Origin of the sequence: Proteus vulgaris, assembly GCF_023100685.1 — a bacterium.
GTDB lineage: Bacteria > Pseudomonadota > Gammaproteobacteria > Enterobacterales > Enterobacteriaceae > Proteus.
This window is the reverse complement of record NZ_CP090064.1, coordinates 3,378,125-3,396,458: the sequence shown is the minus strand read 5'-3', so window position 1 is coordinate 3,396,458 and position 18,334 is coordinate 3,378,125. Positions and strand designations below refer to the sequence as shown.

Genomic DNA, 18,334 nt, shown 5'->3' with positions numbered 1-18,334 from the left:
CGTAAGTGATTTTAACTATATTAAACACACTCAATAAGTAAAAAAAATAATATATCTAGGTGTCTATTAGCGAGGAAATTAATAGTTATATTTAGTTACAATAAAATTCCCTTTGTGGCTTTTTGACTTTACTTCTTGTAAAATAGCACTTTATTTATACCTATTCCTTTTAATAAACCAATCGAGCCAATACTATGGCGTCACTGAAAGATGTAGCTCGACTTGCATCCGTTTCTTTGATGACAGTCTCAAGAGCGATTAATAACCCTGAGTTATTAAAACCAGAAACACTGAAACAAGTCCAAAGTGCTATTGATCAACTTAACTATGTTCCAGATTATTCTGCACGAAAAATCCGTGGACAAGGAACAAAAGTTTCCTCAATTGGCGTTTTAGCAATTGATACCGCAACGACACCATTTTCTGTTGAAATGATTTTATCTATTGAACAAACAGCAAGAGAATTTGGATGGAGTTCATTTGTGGTCAATTTGACTGCACAAGATTGTTATGAAAATGCTATTTGGCAGCTTTTAGCCCAGCGCCCAGATGGGATCATCTACACGACAATGGGATTACGTGAAATTTCTGTGCATGAAAAATTGCATGATAAGAATCTAGTGTTAGCGAACTGTTTGGATAAGGCACGCTCTTTTCCAACTTATATTCCAGATGATTATCATGGGCAATATTATGCAATGAAAAAAGTCATTGAAAAGGGATATCGTCATCCTTTGTGCTTCTATATACCTGAAGAATCGGTTGCGGGGCCTATTCGCCGTAAAGCGGTTGAAGATGCTTGGCAAGAAGCTGGACTACCATTAGCGCATTTACGCCAATATACGATGATGTTTGGTGATGAGCATTATCGTGATGTGATTGAAATATTGAAAAAGCATTGCACTCATCAAAAAGCAGATTTTGATATTCTGATTTGTGGTAATGACCGTATTGCTTTTTTGGCTTATCAAGTCTTGTTGTCTATGGGATTGCGTATTCCAGATCAGGTTGCTGTTTTAGGATATGACAATATGATTGGTACAGGAGATCTGTTTTATCCTCCATTAACAACGGTTCAACTACCTCATTATGAATTAGGTAAAGAAGCAACATTACATATTATTCAAGAACGAAATCATCAAAATACAGTACACGTACCTTGCCAATTAGTTGAACGTGAGTCGTTATAAGGACTCACGTTTTATCATCATTCAAATAGAATGAATGTTTTTAAAATTAGCCGATATGATTTAATCGCCAATATTCACCTGATAACAATATTGCTTCACCACTCATTGCAAAAAGGCGTAAAGAGCGTGCGTCTTGTGGCGCATAATATCGACTACTTAATGTATATTCACCTTGATTAACAAAGACTTCTATTGATGAACGATCAATGAATATGCGCAAGTTTAATTGACAGCCTTCAGGTAATGGAATACTGCGAGCACCACTGATATTGTATTGAGGATAATGACGATTAAGCACTAAACGATTTGATTGATTATCTACAAAAAGCTCAAGCCCTTCACCTAGCCATAAGCCAAATTTTTCGGCTTGGCTGTCTAAAGACCATGTTAAATCGAGTTCGATAGCTGATGTGTTATCAATTAACTCTATAGATTGATGGCTTAATGTAAGAGGTTTAATGGTGTTTTTTTCTTGGCGTAATGATTCAACTTCTTTGACTGGCACCATACGTAAACGGTTTTTGCTCTTATCAAAGGTAATTTCGCGAGGTAATGTGAAGCAACCAGACCAAAACTCCGCTTTTGATGGCATGGGTGAATTCCACATATCCATCCAGCCCATAGAAACACGACGACCATCAGGAGTCATAAATGATTGGGGGGCATAATAATCATGGCCATTATCTAACTCAACAAAGTGACCTTGTGGTTTAAAAGGTTGGCTTGGTGACCATTGACCGATTAATGCGCCAGCTTGAAAGAGGTTCCGGTATTGATAACCTTCTGCGCGTTTTCCTTGGGGCGAAAAGACAATCGCGAATTGATTGTCTTGGCTGATCGGGAAGAAGTCAGGGCACTCCCACATATAGACGTTTTTATCGTCAGTTTTTCCCAAAATAGTGTAATCGTTGCTCCACTGTTTTCCTTCTTCAAATAAGGTTTCACTAGAAAAAAGTAAAACTTGCCCTTGATCTTTTTCATCTCTGGCACCGACAACCATCCACCATTTCCCGTCTTGATACCACACTTTAGGATCACGAAAATGCATATAACCTTTAGGAGGTTCTAAAACGATCCCTTTTTTCTCAAAATGAATACCGTCTTCACTGATAGCCACACATTGTGCTTCATAAATTTGGCTATCATCACCTTCTTCGCCTAACCAATTATGACCAGTATAAAAAAGGTAGAGTTTACCGTCATGACTAATAGCTGAACCTGAAAAACAACCACTTTTATCGTAATCATCACCAGGAGCTAACGCAATCGGCTGATGTTGCCAGTGGATCATATCGGTGCTTGTGGCATGTCCCCAATGCATTGGACCCCAATCTTGAGAATAAGGATGGTGCTGATAAAAAGCATGATATAAACCATCATGATAAATAAGACCATTAGGATCATTTAACCACCCCGCAGGTGCAGCTAAATGAAATTGGGGATAAAAAGTATTACCTCGCTTTTCAATCAAGGTATTTAAGGCATTTGTTGATTGTTCTAAACGGTGTTTCATATCATTATCCTTATTATATTTTCAGTGTCGTTAGCCCACGTTTTTAGGTTATAAAAGAATAAAAAAACAGATTAAACTATACGTTTCCCTTCCTTGTTAACGATAACATTAGAGGGCAAAAAAACACTTTTCATAAGATTGACTTTATCATAATATCTCATTATGTTAACGTTATCAGAGTGGATTTACGAGCAATATCTTCCTTTAATCGTTATGAATAGTTATAAAAACAGAATATAGTGAAGAAAAATAATTGCTTATCTTCAGGAGAGATTATGAAAGTCTGGTCTTTAGGTGATGCTGTTGTTGACCTGATCCCATTGCAAAATATGCAATATGAAGCATGTGCTGGTGGCGCGCCTGTCAATGTTGCTGCGGGTGTTGCTAAACTTGGTCAACAAAGTGGTTTTATTGGGCGTGTGGGTGAAGATGCGTTCGGCCATTTTATGCAAAAAACATTGTTTGATCTGGGGGTTGATACTCGAGCAATGGAATTTGATGAGTTTCACCGTACCAGTACAGTTCTTGTCTCTTTACAAGAAAATGGTGAACGTGATTTTACTTTCTTAGTCGCTGAATCTGCAGATCAATTTTTAACAGAAAAATCTTTACCAGCGTTCGAAAAAGATATTTTGCATTTTTGCTCTTTAGCATTAGTGAATCCCATTTGTCGCTCAACTTTGGATACAGCTATTAAGAGTATTAAAGAGACGGATTCATTGCTGAGTTTTGATATTAACTTACGCCCTCAAATGTGGCGTGATCACGAAGAAATGCGCGAAGTTATCGATAATTATGCGCATAAAGCCGACATATTAAAATTATCAGAAGATGAACTTACGTGGATGACACAAGAAGTGACATTGAATAATGCCCTTAAAAAATTAGAAGGTTATCCCGCGCGTTTAAAAGTGATCACTCAAGGCTCTAAAGGATGTTTAGTGTTAACACCAAATACTCAAGTTGCATTTAGTGCTTTTACCGTTGAGTGTATTGATACTACGGGAGCAGGGGATGCCTTTATGTCTGGTTTGTTGGCGGCACTTGCAGAATATGGTTTTGCTGAAGATGAACAATACTTATCAAGAATAGTGACGCAAGCGGCTGCTTGTGGTGCTTTGGCCACAACTCAAAAAGGGGCGATAGCAGCGGCACCAAGTCGTAAAAAATTACATGATTTTGTTCAACAACAACCTCCTTTGCATGTTCGGGAGATTTTCTGATAGCTCACTGATTTTTTCTGGTTGTGGTTTTTACCACGCTTTTCTCTTAATGGTATTTCCTTACCCTCCATTAATACTGGTTTTTCTCGAAGCCATTATTAGTGGAGATTTTTTTATCTTTTCGATTAGACGCTTCTATTTTTTATCAATCAATCAGCGATGTTGATCATATTGTTCTGTCTGTTTTAAGCGTATGATATTAAAACATATCAACTTTTATTGATGGAACATTAAATGTGGGCTCAATCGGGCGCAGTATTAGCCATTTTTTCTTATATTCTTTGGGGTATCACTCCTCTGTTTTATCGGCTTTTACCGGGTGCCCAACCATTAGAAATGTTAGCCCAGCGTCTAATTTGGTCTATTCCTTTATTATTGCTAGTGTGGCTTTTTATCAAGAATAGAACTCAATGGTGTGCGGTTTTCCAAGATAAACGTTCTGTTTTTATGTGTTTATTTAGCTCAATGGCAATGGCGGTTTCTTGGTGTACCTTTACCTATGCATTAACGCATCAACAAGTATTAGAAGCGAGCTTAGGGTATTTTATTAATCCACTTTTCTCGATTTTATTAGGTGTCATTTTTCTGAAAGAAAAGCTTAATCCTGCAGAAAAGTGGGCGGTTACTTTAATTTGTGCGGGGGTGGGATACCAGCTGTGGATGTACGGGGAATTACCAGTGCTGGCTATTATGATGGGAGGCGCATTTGCTGTATATGGATTAATTCGTAAATTTATTCGTTTTGATGTCATAACCTCTTTATTTATGGAAACTCTTTGGCTAATGCCATTAGCAATAGGCGCGACCATTTGGTTGTTTATGACAGATAAAAGCGCGTTACCTTCTGCAGATAATCTGACTCGTTTTTATTATGTTTTAACTGCACCTGTTACCATCTTGCCATTATTGTTTTTTACGGCAGCCGTGAAACGAACTACGCTAACAGTTATTGGACTAGCGCAATATATAGAACCTACTATTCAATTTTTACTGGCTGTTTTCTTATTTCATGAAGCTTTTGATGAAGTTAAAGGTGTCAGTTTTTCTCTAATTTGGCTGGGGCTTTTATGCTGTATCTTGGCACTTATTCGAAAACGTCTTAATTATCTAAAAATCCAAAAAGGAAAACGCAGCCAAATTTTGTAATGGTTTTCTTTCTTTGAGTGATTATTTTTGCCTGCCTATTTTTCTATCAAGTAAAATCCGTTATGCTACTCAAAGGCAATCGTTTGCGTCATTGTATTTTTTATAAATAGTGAGGATGAAGAATGACTGTGTTGGGTACGGCTCTTACAGCTAATGCAACAAAGGTAATGCTATTAGGTGCAGGTGAATTAGGCAAAGAAGTCGCGATAGAATGCCAACGCTTGGGAATTGAAGTGATTGCCGTTGATCGCTATCTCAATGCACCCGCGATGCATATTGCACATCGCCATCATGTGGTGAATATGCTTGATAGCAATGCATTAAAGCTCATTATTGAACAAGAGCAACCTGATTTTATTGTTCCTGAAATTGAGGCGATAGCAACCTCGTTATTGGTTGAATTAGAACAAAAAGGGCAAAAAGTTGTTCCTTGTGCCCGCGCTGTAAAGCTCACAATGGATAGAGAGGGTATCCGTCGTTTAGCTTCTGAAACATTACTTTTACCAACATCAAATTATCAATTTGTTGATGATGAAGTGAATTTTAAAAAAGCCGCTTTAGATATCGGTTTCCCTTGTATTGTCAAACCTGTCATGAGTTCATCGGGGAAAGGGCAAAGTGTTATTCGTAATGAAAACGATTTAGCTCAAGCTTGGATTTACTCACAAGAGGGCGGGAGAGCAGGAAAAGGACGCGTTATCGTTGAAAAAATGATCCCGTTTGATTTTGAGATCACGTTACTGACTATTCACGCTGTTGATGGTATCCATTTTTGTGCTCCCATTGGTCATCGGCAAGAAAAAGGGGATTATCGTGAATCATGGCAACCTCAAAAGATGAGTGACATCGCACTTGCTAAAGCACACCATATTGCGAGTAAAGTGGTTGAGAACTTAGGGGGGTATGGTTTATTTGGTGTTGAGTTGTTTGTTCAAGGTGATGAGGTATTCTTTAATGAAGTCTCACCTCGCCCTCATGATACGGGATTGGTGACACTAATTTCTCAAGATTTATCAGAGTTTGCGCTTCATGTTCGTGCTTTTTTAGGCTATCCCATTGGTGGAATTCGCCAATTAGGCCCTTGTGCATCAGCGGTTATTTTACCAGAGCTTTATAGTACGAATATTGTGTATTCTGGTATTGAAAAAGCGTTGAAGGCGGATCGTCAAATTCGCCTTTTCGCCAAGCCTGAAATCGCAGGCTCTCGCCGTTTAGGTGTTGTACTTGCCCATGCTGATACAATAAAACACGCGCTTGATGAAGCCAAAGAAGGCGCTCAAGCCATTGTTGTGGGTGATGCTAAATAATTTTATATCATTAGTTATCCATTTTACTGCTAAGTGAACACTATCAGCTTAGCGGTAAAAATCCGGCTTTAATAAAATAGTCTTTTGCATAAGGGGATAAAATTTCCTGATATAAACTATAAGCTTGTGAATGGATGAGTGTTGCACAATAGTGTGCTGTGACATTAAAAGGTTTTGGAATAGTGAATGTTTTTAGTTCAGGAAATTCACTTAATTGTGTTTGATAGTGCTGGTAACCAATAAAGGCATCGGCTTGATGAGTTGTAATTAAGTAATGGGCTGCCATTCTACCTTTAGGAATAGTAAGTGAATGTTCACCGCCAACTAAAGAGAGCGCTCTTATTTTTAATGTCTGGCTTAAATCAGGATCAATTTGTGCAATATTATCAAAAAGCTGCCAACTATAATCACCTGATGGATCAGATTTTGGTGTGGATATCGCTAATTTTAATGCGGTATTTGATAATACAGTAAGCCAAGTATCCAGCTCATTAATATCATTACGACGAGTTGTAATGCAAAGTTGATTTGCAATAAAAGGGGCATATTGTAGTGCTAAACCTTTATCGATTAATTGCTGTGGATTATTTTTATCAGCAGAAAGAAATAAATGACAAACTTCTCCTTGTTCAATACGTTGGCGTAATAATCCTGCAGGCCCAAATGTAAGTGCCCACTTTTCACCAGTTTTTTGCTGATAATGCTCAATAAAAGCAGGTAGCGTTGCTTTTAAGCTACCTGCTGCAAAAAGGGAAAATGTCATTGTGTTATATCCTACTCTTTCCCTTGATATTGAGTACGATAGAATTTTTGATACCAATCATTAGCCGCTTTTTGCATATCAATATCGCTAAATTTTTCAGGATATAGTTTTTTTGCCATCCACAACTCACCAATTGCCATGGCTTCTGGCATTGGGTATCCCCATGCTTTTGCATATTCAGGCATTAAATAAATGCGATTATTTTTAACAGCATTAATGACTTGCCAACGTGTATCTTGTTTTATTTCATCCACAACTTGTGGGTATCTGTCTTGAACAAAGATAACTTCAGGATCCCATGCAATAACTTGTTCAAGAGAAACTTGTTTATATCCTTTGACGGTTGATGCCGCAACATTGAATGCGCCAGCGTGCTCCATCATCAAGCCTGTATACTTACCTGAACCATAAGTAGTTAAGTCTGGGTTTGCCATGTAAGCCCGCACTCGTTGCTCTTTAGGAATATCTTGTAAGCGCTGACTTACTTGCTCACGTTGTTTAAAAGTATCATTTACTAAGGTTTTTGCATTTTCTGATTTATTGACGATATCCCCAATCAACAAAATGCCTTCTTTTAGCCCTTCGTTATAGGCTTGTTCTTCGTTTTGTAATGTTGGATTGAGTGTTGATTTATCTTCATTAGCTTCTTTGCGTAATGAAATCGCCACAACAGGAATACCAAGAGCAGAGATCTTATCGATCATCTCTTTTGGGGCGTAATTGGTTACAAAAACAACTTGAGGTTGTAGCTTTACTAAGCTTTCAGCATCAAAACTGGTGAGATCGCCCACTTTTGGGGTATTTTCCAGTGAGGGCGCTAATTGTGCATAGCCATCACCTAATTGTTGTTTCCAGTTAGACATTACACCAACAACTTTATCTGTAGCATCAAGTTGAACTAGTAAATTCAGTGTTTGATGTTGTAAAACCACCGTTCTTTCTATTTTATCTGGAATGGTCACGGTGCGACCAATTTGGTCTACGATTTGTCTGTCTGCGTAAGAGAAGGAAGAAAGGGAGAGTATGCCAATACCTAATAAACAGTGCTGTAATAAAGCTTTCATAGTCATAAACCTAAGTTAATATCGCTATATAATAAAATATACAGCTAAAAATATACAGCAAGTATTATTTTTGCTCAAACTTTAATCATATAAGGTAGTTAATTAATTTTATAAGCTTAATTTTTTACTCAACCCTTGAAACTTGCTTATCTATCCCCACTTTTTACTCATATTGATTTTTTTTCGCCAAATTAGGATTAATTGAGGTAAAAATGAGTATGAAAGGTCAGGAAACAAGAGGATTTCAGTCAGAAGTTAAACAACTTCTTCAATTAATGATCCATTCTCTTTACTCCAATAAAGAAATTTTCCTTCGCGAATTGATTTCGAACGCATCAGATGCGGCTGATAAATTGCGTTTCCGTGCATTATCAGATGCAGCACTTTATGAAAATAACGGTGAATTGCATGTGCGCATTTCCACTGATAAAGAGAACCGAACTCTGACTATCAGTGATAATGGTATTGGTATGACTCGTGATGAAGTCATTGATAATCTAGGTACTATCGCAAAATCAGGTACCAAATCATTCTTAGAATCTATCGGACAAGATCAAGCTAAAGATAGCCAGTTAATTGGTCAGTTTGGTGTGGGATTCTATTCAGCTTTTATCGTTGCAGATAAAGTGACTGTGCGCACTCGTGCTGCAGGTGAAACAGCCGATAAAGGCGTTTTCTGGGAGTCTGAAGGTGAAGGTGATTACACCGTTGCTGATATTGAAAAAGCGGATCGCGGTACTGAAATAACGCTTCATTTGCGTGAAGGCGAAGATGAGTATTTAGATGATTGGCGTCTACGTAGCATTATTAGTAAATATTCTGACCATATTTCTTTGCCTGTTGAAATTGAAACGAAAAATGAAGAAGACGGCACAGTAACGTGGGAAAAAATTAATAAGGCGCAAGCGCTGTGGACTCGTAATAAAGCTGAAGTAAGTGATGATGAGTATAAAGAGTTTTATAAGCATATCTCTCATGACTTTGCTGATCCATTAAGCTGGGTACACAACCGCGTTGAAGGTAAACAAGAATACACAAGTTTATTATATGTGCCTTCAAAAGCGCCTTGGGATTTATGGAATCGTGAACAGCGCCATGGTTTAAAACTGTATGTACAGCGTGTTTTTATTATGGATGAAGCTGAGCAGTTTATGCCTAATTACCTACGTTTTATTCGTGGGTTAGTTGATTCTAATGATTTACCACTAAACGTTTCGCGAGAAATTCTACAAGACAGCTCTGTTACACGTAACTTACGTAGTGCATTAACTAAACGTGCATTACAAATGTTACAAAAACTGGCTGAGAATAAGCCTGAAGAGTATCAAGCATTCTGGAAAGAGTTTGGTTTAGTCTTAAAAGAAGGTCCAGCAGAAGACTCATCTAACATTGAAACTATTGCTAAGTTACTGCGTTTTGCATCAACGCATAACGACAGTGATGCTCAAACGGTTTCATTGGAAGATTATGTTAGCCGCATGGTGGAAGGTCAGGAAAAAATCTATTACATCACCGCTGATAGCTACGCTGCTGCGAAAAATAGCCCTCATTTAGAGCTGTTCCGCAAAAAAGGTATCGAAGTATTACTGTTATCAGATCGTATTGATGAATGGATGATGAATTATCTGACAGAGTTTGATGGCAAGTCATTCCAATCTGTCAGTAAAGCAGATGAATCTCTTGATAAACTGGCTGATGAAGAAAAACAAGCTGAACAAGAAGAAACAGATAAACAATTAGCACCTTTCGTTGAGCGCATTAAAACTTTGTTGGGCGACAGAGTTAAAGAGGTGAAATTAACACACCGCTTGACAGATACCCCTGCGATTGTGACAACCAGTGCGGATGAAATGACCACACAAATGGCGAAATTGTTTGCAGCAGCAGGACAAGAAGTGCCAGAAGTAAAATATAACTTTGAGCTAAATCCAAATCATCCATTAGTGAAACAAACAGCCGAGTTAACGGATGACGCTTTATTTGCTGATTGGGTTAATTTATTACTCGATCAGGCATTATTTGCTGAAAGAGGCTCTTTGGAAGATCCAAACCAGTTTATTCGCTTAGTGAATCAACTTTTAGTTCAAAAAGCGTAACTGTTTTCGTTTTCAAACATTTAAACCACGTTTCTCTGAAAAGAGAGCGTGGTTTTTTCTTTTTCGACAAAAATAAAATGCAATCGCTACCGTGATTTCTTGAGCGATGACCTCACAAAATGGTATGGTAATGCGTTTTCGAGTTTAAATATAAAAAATTAAATGCAAGGGGATTTACGCGATGCGTATCATTCTGCTAGGCGCTCCAGGCGCTGGTAAAGGCACTCAGGCTCAATTCATTAAAGAAAACTATGGTATCCCACAGATTTCAACTGGTGATATGTTACGTGCGGCAGTAAGTGCAGGTACAGAACTAGGACTGAAAGCAAAAGCACTGATGGACAATGGTCAGTTAGTTACTGATGAATTAGTTATTGCGTTAGTTAAAGAGCGCATCAAACAAGACGATTGCCGTAATGGTTTCTTGTTGGATGGGTTCCCAAGAACAATTCCGCAAGCTGATGCAATGAAAGAAGCAGGGATCAATGTGGATTTCGTACTGGAATTCGCAGTACCAGATGACATCATTGTAGAACGTATTATTGGCCGTCGTGTTCACGCACCATCAGGTCGTGTTTATCATGTGAAATTTAATCCACCTAAAGTGGAAAATCGTGATGACGTGACAGGTGAAGAGTTAACAACACGTAAAGATGACCAAGAAGAAACCGTTCGTAAACGTTTAGTTGAGTATCATACTCAAACGGCACCGTTAGTTTCTTATTATCAGAATGAAGCTAAAGCAAGCAATGCAAAATACTTCAAAGTTGATGGTACACAAAAAGTTAGCGAAATTAATGCTGAACTGAAAAGTATCCTTGGCTAATTTGTCATCGCTATGATTAATCCCGGTTGAGCCGGGATTTTTTTTACCTTATTTAACCGGTATAAAATAAGTTAAAAAATTCGATCCAATAAATTGACAAGCACAATTCATTATTTTCCTTTATTCTTCTACCCTTTGGTTATCCTAATAAAAATAACTCTAAGGAGTCATGGTATGAATCATGCTAAGTATGGCGTTCTTCTCGTTAATCTTGGTACACCTGATGCGCCGACAACGGGTGCTGTCCGACGTTATTTAGCACAATTTCTTAGCGATCCTCGTGTTGTTGATGTTTCTCCTTTAATTTGGAAACCAATATTACAGGGCGCGATATTGCCGTTTCGTTCTCCTAAAGTAGCAAAACTTTATCAACAAATATGGATGAAAGAAGGTTCCCCTCTGTTAGTTTATAGTCGCGCCCAACAACGCGCGCTTGCTCAGCGATTACCTAATATACCTGTGGAATTAGGGATGTGTTATGGCAATCCATCGCTAAATGAAGGGATTGAAAAACTGTTACAACAAGGTGTTGAGAACCTTATTTTGTTACCACTTTATCCTCAATACTCTTGTTCTACCTCTGCCGCGGTATTTGATGGTGTAAGCAAAATATTGAAAGGGATGCGCACTATTCCATCCTTAAATTTTATTCGTAGCTACCCTGAACATCCGCTTTATATCAAAGCACTTGTTACCTCTATTGAGAAGAGCTTTCAGCAATATGGAAAACCTGATCGTTTAATTCTCTCTTTCCATGGTATTCCAGAGCGATTTATTAAAACAGGGGATATTTATTATGATGAATGTTGCCTTACAACTGAAAAGCTTAAAGAACAATTAGAAATACAATTAGGCTACCCTAAAAAGCAGGTCATGTTGACATTCCAATCACGTTTCGGACGTGAGCCTTGGTTATCACCTTATACTGATAAAACAATGGAAAAGTTGGGAAGTGAAGGTGTTAAACACGTTCAAGTTGTATGCCCGGGCTTTTCATCTGATTGTTTGGAAACATTAGAAGAAATTAACGAACAGAACCGTGAATTCTTTATTCATGGAGGGGGAAAACAGTATGAATATATCCCTGCATTAAATGATGAACCTGGGCATATTGACTTGCTAGAGGTGATGATCCGTGAGATATGCAAAAAATAATTACTGAATTCTATAAATAAAATTATCGGATTTGATGATATATTAATTTGATCATATTTCAGTTATATATAAACTTATCTTTTCTCATTTTTTAAGTGTTTTAGTGTTAATCACTAAAATGCTGATAAACGGACACTGCATTACATAAATTTAGGCAGGAAAATGAATAGTAAGCTTTCAAAACCACAATCTTCAGAAATTGATAAAGGGAATTTTGATGACTTTTATCTAAAACAGAACGATGAAATCGATCTTTTTGAATTATTTTCTGTTATTTATAAATCAAAATTTGTCATTATTGGTATCACGTTATTATTTGCTATCGTTGGCTTTACTGTTGCAAGTTTTTTACCCCAAAAATGGACAAGCCAAGCTGCAATTACCAAGCCAATGCTCGATGAAATGAAGCAATTAAGAGCGACATTGACTGAACTAAGCCTAGTGGATGTTGATACGGGTGTTAATGGTTCTTCTGTTTATCAAAAATTTATCAATAACTATAACTCTCGTGTTTTGCGTGAAGAGTATTTGATAAGCACAGATTATTACAAAAGCTTGTTGGCTAAAATGGAAGAGCCAACGCCACTCGATAAACGTAAATTAATTGAAGAAATCGTAACGAAAGATATTAATTTAAAAGCTTCAGATGATAAAAACAGTGAAGAAGAGTTTAGTGGCGAAATTAATCTAAGCTTTACGGCACCAACCTCAGAAGAGGCTTACGATTTACTTTCAGGCTATATTCGTTTTATTTCCACCAAAGTACGTATGGAAGTGAAAGACGAGATTGATGATCAAATTGAACGTAAATTAAGCTTTGCTCAAAAAGCGTATGAAATGGATTTAGAACGTATTGCTAATGCACGTAATGTAAATGTTCAACGCTTAAAATATGCGTTAGAGATTGCTAATGCGGCAGGAGTAAAAAAACCAATTTCAAGTGAAGGCGCACAAATTAAAGATGACCCTGATTACTCTATTGCCATGGGTTCTGATGCGTTAAGTAGTAAATTGGCTATCACAGAAGCTATCACTGATCCAACAACAGTGAGTGCTGATCTGAAAAACCGTTTATATAACATGAAGCAGTTAGAAAAAGTGAAATTAGATGAGCTTCAATTTGTACCATTCAAATATATGTTGAAGCCTTATGAACCCACTAAAAAAGATGCGCCTAAACGTGCTCTGATTTTAGTCGGTGCTGCTTTTGTTGGTTTTATCCTTTCTGTAATGGGTGTTTTACTGAGCTATATGGCAAGAAGCCGTCGTAAAACCGCATAAAAATATCGCCAAATAAGTAGGTGTACAGACGTACACCTACTGTCTCTCCCATAATATTGTGTTAACATTGCGCATCTTTTTTAGCTGTGTAGCATCGTTCACAATGAAATTCCCTGGCAAACGAAAATCCAAACACTATTTTCCCGTTAGTTTACGAGATCCTTTACTACAACCCATCATCAATATGACGGAGAGCGAATCTTCGCGCGCCTATATTGTCGGCATTGACCAAACATTGGTGGATATCGAAGCGAAAGTTGATGAGGCATTTATTACCCGTTATAACTTGAGTCAGGGACACTCTCTAGTTATTGAAGATGATGTCGCAGAAGCGCTTTATCGTGAATTAACAGATAATAACTTAATCACTCACGAATTTGCGGGTGGCACTATTGGTAATACACTGCATAATTACTCTGTATTGGCTGATGACCGTTCTGTGTTATTAGGTACTATGTGTAATAACATTCAGATTGGTAGCTATGCTTATCGCTATTTATGTAACACGTCTAGCCGCACTGATTTGAATTATCTTCAAGGTGTTGATGGTGCTATTGGGCGCTGTTTTACGCTGATCACAGAAAATGGTGAACGTACTTTTGCAATTAGCCCAGGCCAAATGAACCAACTTCAGCCTGAGAGTATTCCAGAAGAGGTGATTGCAGAAGCTTCTGCATTGGTTTTAACCGCTTATTTAGTGCGTTGTAAACCTGGTGAGCCAATGCCTTTGGCTACCATGAAAGCGATTGAATATGCGAAAAAGTATGACGTACCCGTAGTGCTTACATTAGGTACTAAATATGTTATTGCAGATGATCCACAATGGTGGCGTGATTTCCTAAAAGAGCATGTATCTGTTGTGGCAATGAATGAAGATGAAGCATTTGAGTTAACAGGGCATTCTGATCCTCTCCTTGCCTCTGATGTCGCATTAGAATGGGTTGACTTAGTTCTTTGTACCGCAGGCCCCGCAGGGCTTTATATGGGGGGGTATACGGAACAAAGCTTTAAACGTCAAACAACGCATCCTTTATTACCTGGTGCAATTGCTGAATTTAACCGTTATGAATTTAGCCGTGCAATGCGCTACAAAGATTGTGAAGAGCCAGAAAAAGTTTATTCCCATATTGAGCCTTATATGGGTGGCCCTGAGAAAATCATGAATACAAATGGTGCGGGTGATGCAGCATTATCGGCATTACTGCATGATATTACAGCAAATAGTTACCATCGAATTAATGTGCCGAATTCGAGTAAGCATCCTCGAACTTATTTAACCTACTCATCATTAGCACAAGTGTGTAAATATGCTAATCGAGTGAGTTATCAAGTGTTAAGTCAGCATTCACCTCGTTTAACGCGTGGTTTACCTGAAAAAGAAGACAGCTTAGAAGAAGCCTATTGGGAACGTTAAGTTTATATTGTTTCTCAGTTTTGTTTTATCAGAGTGAAATAAAAAACCTATCAATTTTGATAGGTTTTTTATTGACTTAAATTTGTAGCGTTAACAGGTTATCTATATTTGGTTATTGTGCTGCACTTGGAGCAATAATTTGCTGACCATTTTCAGGAGTATCATCAATAGCACAACCAAACTCTACTTCCTTCACTAACATATCAGCCATTGCAGATGCAGTTTGATCTTCATCGATAATGACGTGATTTGCACCTTTTTCAAGGATAAAAGATGCTTCTTCATCGTAGTTAGCCCGAACAATAATATCGTCGAAATGAGCACGAACAATGATATTTAAATCAGGGTTCATACTTCTTGCTGTTTCGGCAATATCAGCGGCTTCATAACCATTAGGGATAGTCAGTAGTAAAGATTTAGCACAATCAATACGGGCTAAAGCAAGTGATTCTTTTGTTGAAGCATTACCCAGTACCGTATTTAAGCTTTTCTCTTTTAATTCCGTGAATTTATTACGGCTATTTTCGATAATAACCAATGGAATAGATTTAGCTAATAATTTTTCAGAAAGCATACTTCCCGCGCGTCCATAGCCAACGATAATAGCGTGGCCACAGATATCAACAGGAACTGGCATCTCTTCTTCCAGCTCTTCTTGTTGTAGTTGTTCCACTTCTTCTTTTGTCTCTGTTTTTGCCAGATAACGGTCTAATAAAGAGAACAATACTGGGTTTAGCATAATAGAAACTAAAGCGCCGGCTAAAACAAGATTACGTGCATCTGGCTCTAAAACGTTTAGAGCAACACCAAGACCAGCAAGAATAAAGGCAAATTCACCAATTTGAGCAAGACTAGCAGAAATAGTTAGGGCTGTTCGTCTAGAATGCCCAAACATTCGTACAAGTACCAGCGCTGCTGCTGATTTACCAATAATAATGATAGCCAACGTTGCTAAGATGCCGAGTGGGTGTTCAATTAAGACCATAGGATCAAACAGCATACCTACAGACACAAAGAACAGTACTGCAAAGGCATCACGCAGTGGCAAAGTATCTTGAGCAGCTCTGTGGCTTAAATCAGACTCATTGAGTACCATACCGGCAAAGAATGCGCCTAATGCGAAAGAAGCATCAAATAAGGTTACAGCGGCATAAGCGATACCTAAGGCTAGAGCTAACACACATAACGTAAAGAGTTCACGAGAGCCCGTTGCTGCGGTTTTGGCTAAAATCCAAGGAATAAGCTTACGGCCGACAACCATCATGATTAAGATAAAGGCAACGACTTTACCGATAGTGATCCCTAAATTAATCATCAGTTGAGAAACACTGGTTTGGTCGCTACTTTCCAGCATATTGGCGGCAGCGGGTAGTAGCACAAGGGCTAATACCATTGCTAGGTCTTCAACTATCAGCCAACCAATAGCAATTTGGCCTCGTTGGCTATCAATCAGGCCTCTTTCTTCAAGTGCTCGTAAAAGAACAACGGTACTTGCCGTTGATAGACATAAACCGAATACAATGCCACTAAATAAACCCCAGCCAAAAAATGCCGATAATCCCAATCCTAATAGTGTTGCGACTGCAATTTGCGCAATAGCACCCGGAATAGCGATAGCTTTTACCGCCATAAGATCTTTTAAAGAAAAATGTAAACCCACGCCAAACATTAGCAGAATGACGCCGATTTCAGCGAGTTCAGGGGCGAGAGAGGTATCAGCGACAAAGCCTGGGGTAAATGGGCCAGCGAGTACACCCGCAGCAAGATATCCTACTAAAGGTGAGATTTTTAGCCGTTGAGCGATCATGCCTAAAATGTAAGCAAGTGCTAACCCACCAACAATGGTGGTAATGAGGGGTGTTGAATGCGGCATCAATTCTCCTTCTTTTTATAAAACTACATGTATCGGGGGGGGCGAGTATATAGCAGGCGGATAGTTTAACGTATTTATGCAATAAATTCGCTAAAAATTATCGATTATTTATAAAAATAGCAAGTTGATTGAGTTTTATGACGCAAATGCGTTTTTTTATGTTATTTTAATAAGTCTTGTCTTTTAAGGTAAGAGTTACCCTGTTATTGGTTCATTTAAATAACAGGGTTAATTACAGCTTATTCAGTTTTATCTACCCCAATATTAGGAAGAAAAATGGTGAAAATACCTAACAGTGGGAGATAAGCACAAATATGATAGACATATTCAATACTCTTCTGATCTGCAATATACCCTAAGACTGCAGCACCAATCCCTCCCATTCCAAAAGCAAGTCCAAAGAAAAGCCCTGAAACCATACCTGTTTTACCCGGAATTAACTCTTGAGCATAAACCAAGATAGCAGAAAATGCTGAAGCTAAAATTACACCAATGAATACAGTAAGTACGCCAGTCCAGTACAAGCTGGCATAAGGGAGTATCAGTGTAAAAGGTGCAACACCTAGAATAGATCCCCAAATAACGTATTTTCTACCAATTTTATCGCCTACAGGGCCACCAATCATGGTGCCAGCAGCAACAGCAAAGAGAAAAACAAATAGGTGAATTTGTGCATTTTGTACTGAAACGCCAAATTTATGTATTAAATAGAAAGTATAGTAGCTACTGATGCTTGCAAGATAAAAATACTTAGAAAAAATCAGAATAAGTAAAATGGCTAAAGATCCCAAAAGGGCTTTGCGTGGCAATATTGCTTTATTGCTGAGTCTTTTAGGTTGTTTTTTCTGAGCTTCTTGTTGAATTTTATACCAACGGCTAACTTGTAATAACACGACAATAGCCAGCAATGCAGCAAGGGAGAACCAACCGACATTTCCTTTGCCATAAGGTGCTATCAGTAATGCAGCCAAAAGAGGGCCTAATGAGCTACCGAGATTCCCGCCTACTTGGAAGAGCGATTGTGCAAGTCCGTGCCTTCCACCTGATGCCATTCTAGCAACACGGGATGATTCAGGATGGAAAACAGATGAGCCAGTACCCACTAACCCAGCAGCAAATAATAACATTGGGAATGTATCAGCAAAGGCAAGGAGAATAAGCCCTGTTAGAGTAAAACCCATACCAATAGGTAATGAGTAAGGCTTAGGATATTTATCAGTATAGAGGCCAATAAATGGCTGTAATAAGGATGCTGTAATTTGATAAGTCAACGTTATCATCCCTATTTGCACAAAACTGAGAGAAAATTCAGATTGCAACATAGGGTAAATAGCTAATATCAATGATTGGATCATATCATTGAGAAGATGTGAAAAACTGATGGCAGTTAAAATACTAAAAACCGTATTACGCTTGTTGGCTTTTCGTTGTAAAACATCAGTTTCTTCTATGGGAAGCGTTGGGTCAGCATTACTCATTTTAA

At 38.1% G+C, this 18,334-nt stretch carries 14 protein-coding genes; 9 read left to right on the top strand and 5 right to left on the bottom strand.

Going from position 1 to position 18,334, the window contains the following annotated elements; all coding sequences use genetic code 11:
- The first annotated feature begins 194 nt into the window (after positions 1-194).
- The gene (locus LW139_RS16375) at positions 195-1,190 is read left to right on the top strand and encodes a LacI family DNA-binding transcriptional regulator (protein WP_227335973.1); all 996 of its coding nucleotides are present in this window, start codon (positions 195-197) and stop codon (positions 1,188-1,190) included.
- 46 nt (positions 1,191-1,236) lie between these two features.
- Here LW139_RS16375 and LW139_RS16370 read toward each other — a convergent pair whose 3' ends face one another.
- Positions 1,237-2,703, bottom strand: coding sequence for a glycoside hydrolase family 32 protein (locus LW139_RS16370; protein WP_247850257.1), 1,467 nt, complete (start codon positions 2,701-2,703; stop codon positions 1,237-1,239).
- A 275-nt stretch (positions 2,704-2,978) separates the two neighbouring features.
- On the opposite strand from LW139_RS16370, the gene LW139_RS16365 reads away from it, so the two are divergent.
- From LW139_RS16365 to purT, 3 genes are all read left to right on the top strand, one after another.
- Positions 2,979-3,926, top strand: a complete 948-nt coding sequence (locus tag LW139_RS16365) for an aminoimidazole riboside kinase (protein ID WP_109409790.1) — start codon at positions 2,979-2,981, stop codon at positions 3,924-3,926.
- 234 nt (positions 3,927-4,160) lie between these two features.
- Entirely contained in the window at positions 4,161-5,072 is a 912-nt protein-coding gene (rarD, locus tag LW139_RS16360; protein WP_247850256.1) for an EamA family transporter RarD, read from the top strand.
- 122 nt (positions 5,073-5,194) lie between these two features.
- A complete protein-coding gene (gene purT, locus LW139_RS16355; RefSeq protein WP_247850255.1) occupies positions 5,195-6,379 on the top strand; it encodes a formate-dependent phosphoribosylglycinamide formyltransferase in 1,185 nt (394 codons plus the stop codon).
- 43 nt (positions 6,380-6,422) lie between these two features.
- Here purT and modA read toward each other — a convergent pair whose 3' ends face one another.
- Both modA and LW139_RS16345 read right to left on the bottom strand, forming a co-directional pair.
- Positions 6,423-7,142, bottom strand: a complete 720-nt coding sequence (gene modA / locus LW139_RS16350) for a molybdate ABC transporter substrate-binding protein (protein WP_166539783.1) — start codon at positions 7,140-7,142, stop codon at positions 6,423-6,425.
- Positions 7,143-7,153: 11 nt separating this feature from the next.
- Positions 7,154-8,206, bottom strand: coding sequence for an ABC transporter substrate-binding protein (locus tag LW139_RS16345; RefSeq protein ID WP_166539784.1), 1,053 nt, complete (start codon positions 8,204-8,206; stop codon positions 7,154-7,156).
- A gap of 218 nt (positions 8,207-8,424) precedes the next feature.
- Between LW139_RS16345 and htpG the strand changes: the two genes are divergently transcribed.
- The 5 genes from htpG to LW139_RS16320 all read left to right on the top strand — a co-directional run bounded on the left by htpG (position 8,425) and on the right by LW139_RS16320 (position 14,978).
- Positions 8,425-10,302, top strand: coding sequence for a molecular chaperone HtpG (gene htpG, locus LW139_RS16340; protein ID WP_208105135.1), 1,878 nt, complete (start codon positions 8,425-8,427; stop codon positions 10,300-10,302).
- Between the two features lie 181 nt (positions 10,303-10,483).
- Positions 10,484-11,128 carry an adenylate kinase gene (gene adk / locus LW139_RS16335; RefSeq protein ID WP_023582632.1) on the top strand — a complete coding sequence of 215 codons (645 nt, stop codon included), beginning with the start codon at positions 10,484-10,486 and terminating at the stop codon, positions 11,126-11,128.
- 174 nt (positions 11,129-11,302) lie between these two features.
- Positions 11,303-12,283: a ferrochelatase gene (hemH, locus tag LW139_RS16330; RefSeq protein WP_247850254.1), complete on the top strand. Its 981-nt coding sequence runs from the start codon at positions 11,303-11,305 to the stop codon at positions 12,281-12,283.
- A gap of 162 nt (positions 12,284-12,445) precedes the next feature.
- Positions 12,446-13,564, top strand: a complete 1,119-nt coding sequence (gene wzz(fepE) / locus LW139_RS16325) for an LPS O-antigen length regulator Wzz(fepE) (protein ID WP_247850253.1) — start codon at positions 12,446-12,448, stop codon at positions 13,562-13,564.
- A 103-nt stretch (positions 13,565-13,667) separates the two neighbouring features.
- Positions 13,668-14,978, top strand: coding sequence for an inosine/guanosine kinase (locus LW139_RS16320; protein ID WP_072070131.1), 1,311 nt, complete (start codon positions 13,668-13,670; stop codon positions 14,976-14,978).
- A gap of 112 nt (positions 14,979-15,090) precedes the next feature.
- Here the strand turns inward: LW139_RS16320 and ybaL are convergent, their stop codons facing one another.
- Together ybaL and LW139_RS16310 are read right to left on the bottom strand one after the other, a co-directional pair.
- A complete protein-coding gene (ybaL, locus tag LW139_RS16315; protein WP_166539787.1) occupies positions 15,091-16,851 on the bottom strand; it encodes a YbaL family putative K(+) efflux transporter in 1,761 nt (586 codons plus the stop codon).
- A 239-nt stretch (positions 16,852-17,090) separates the two neighbouring features.
- A complete protein-coding gene (locus LW139_RS16310) occupies positions 17,091-18,329 on the bottom strand; it encodes an MFS transporter (RefSeq protein ID WP_166539788.1) in 1,239 nt (412 codons plus the stop codon).
- Positions 18,330-18,334: the final 5 nt, after the last annotated feature.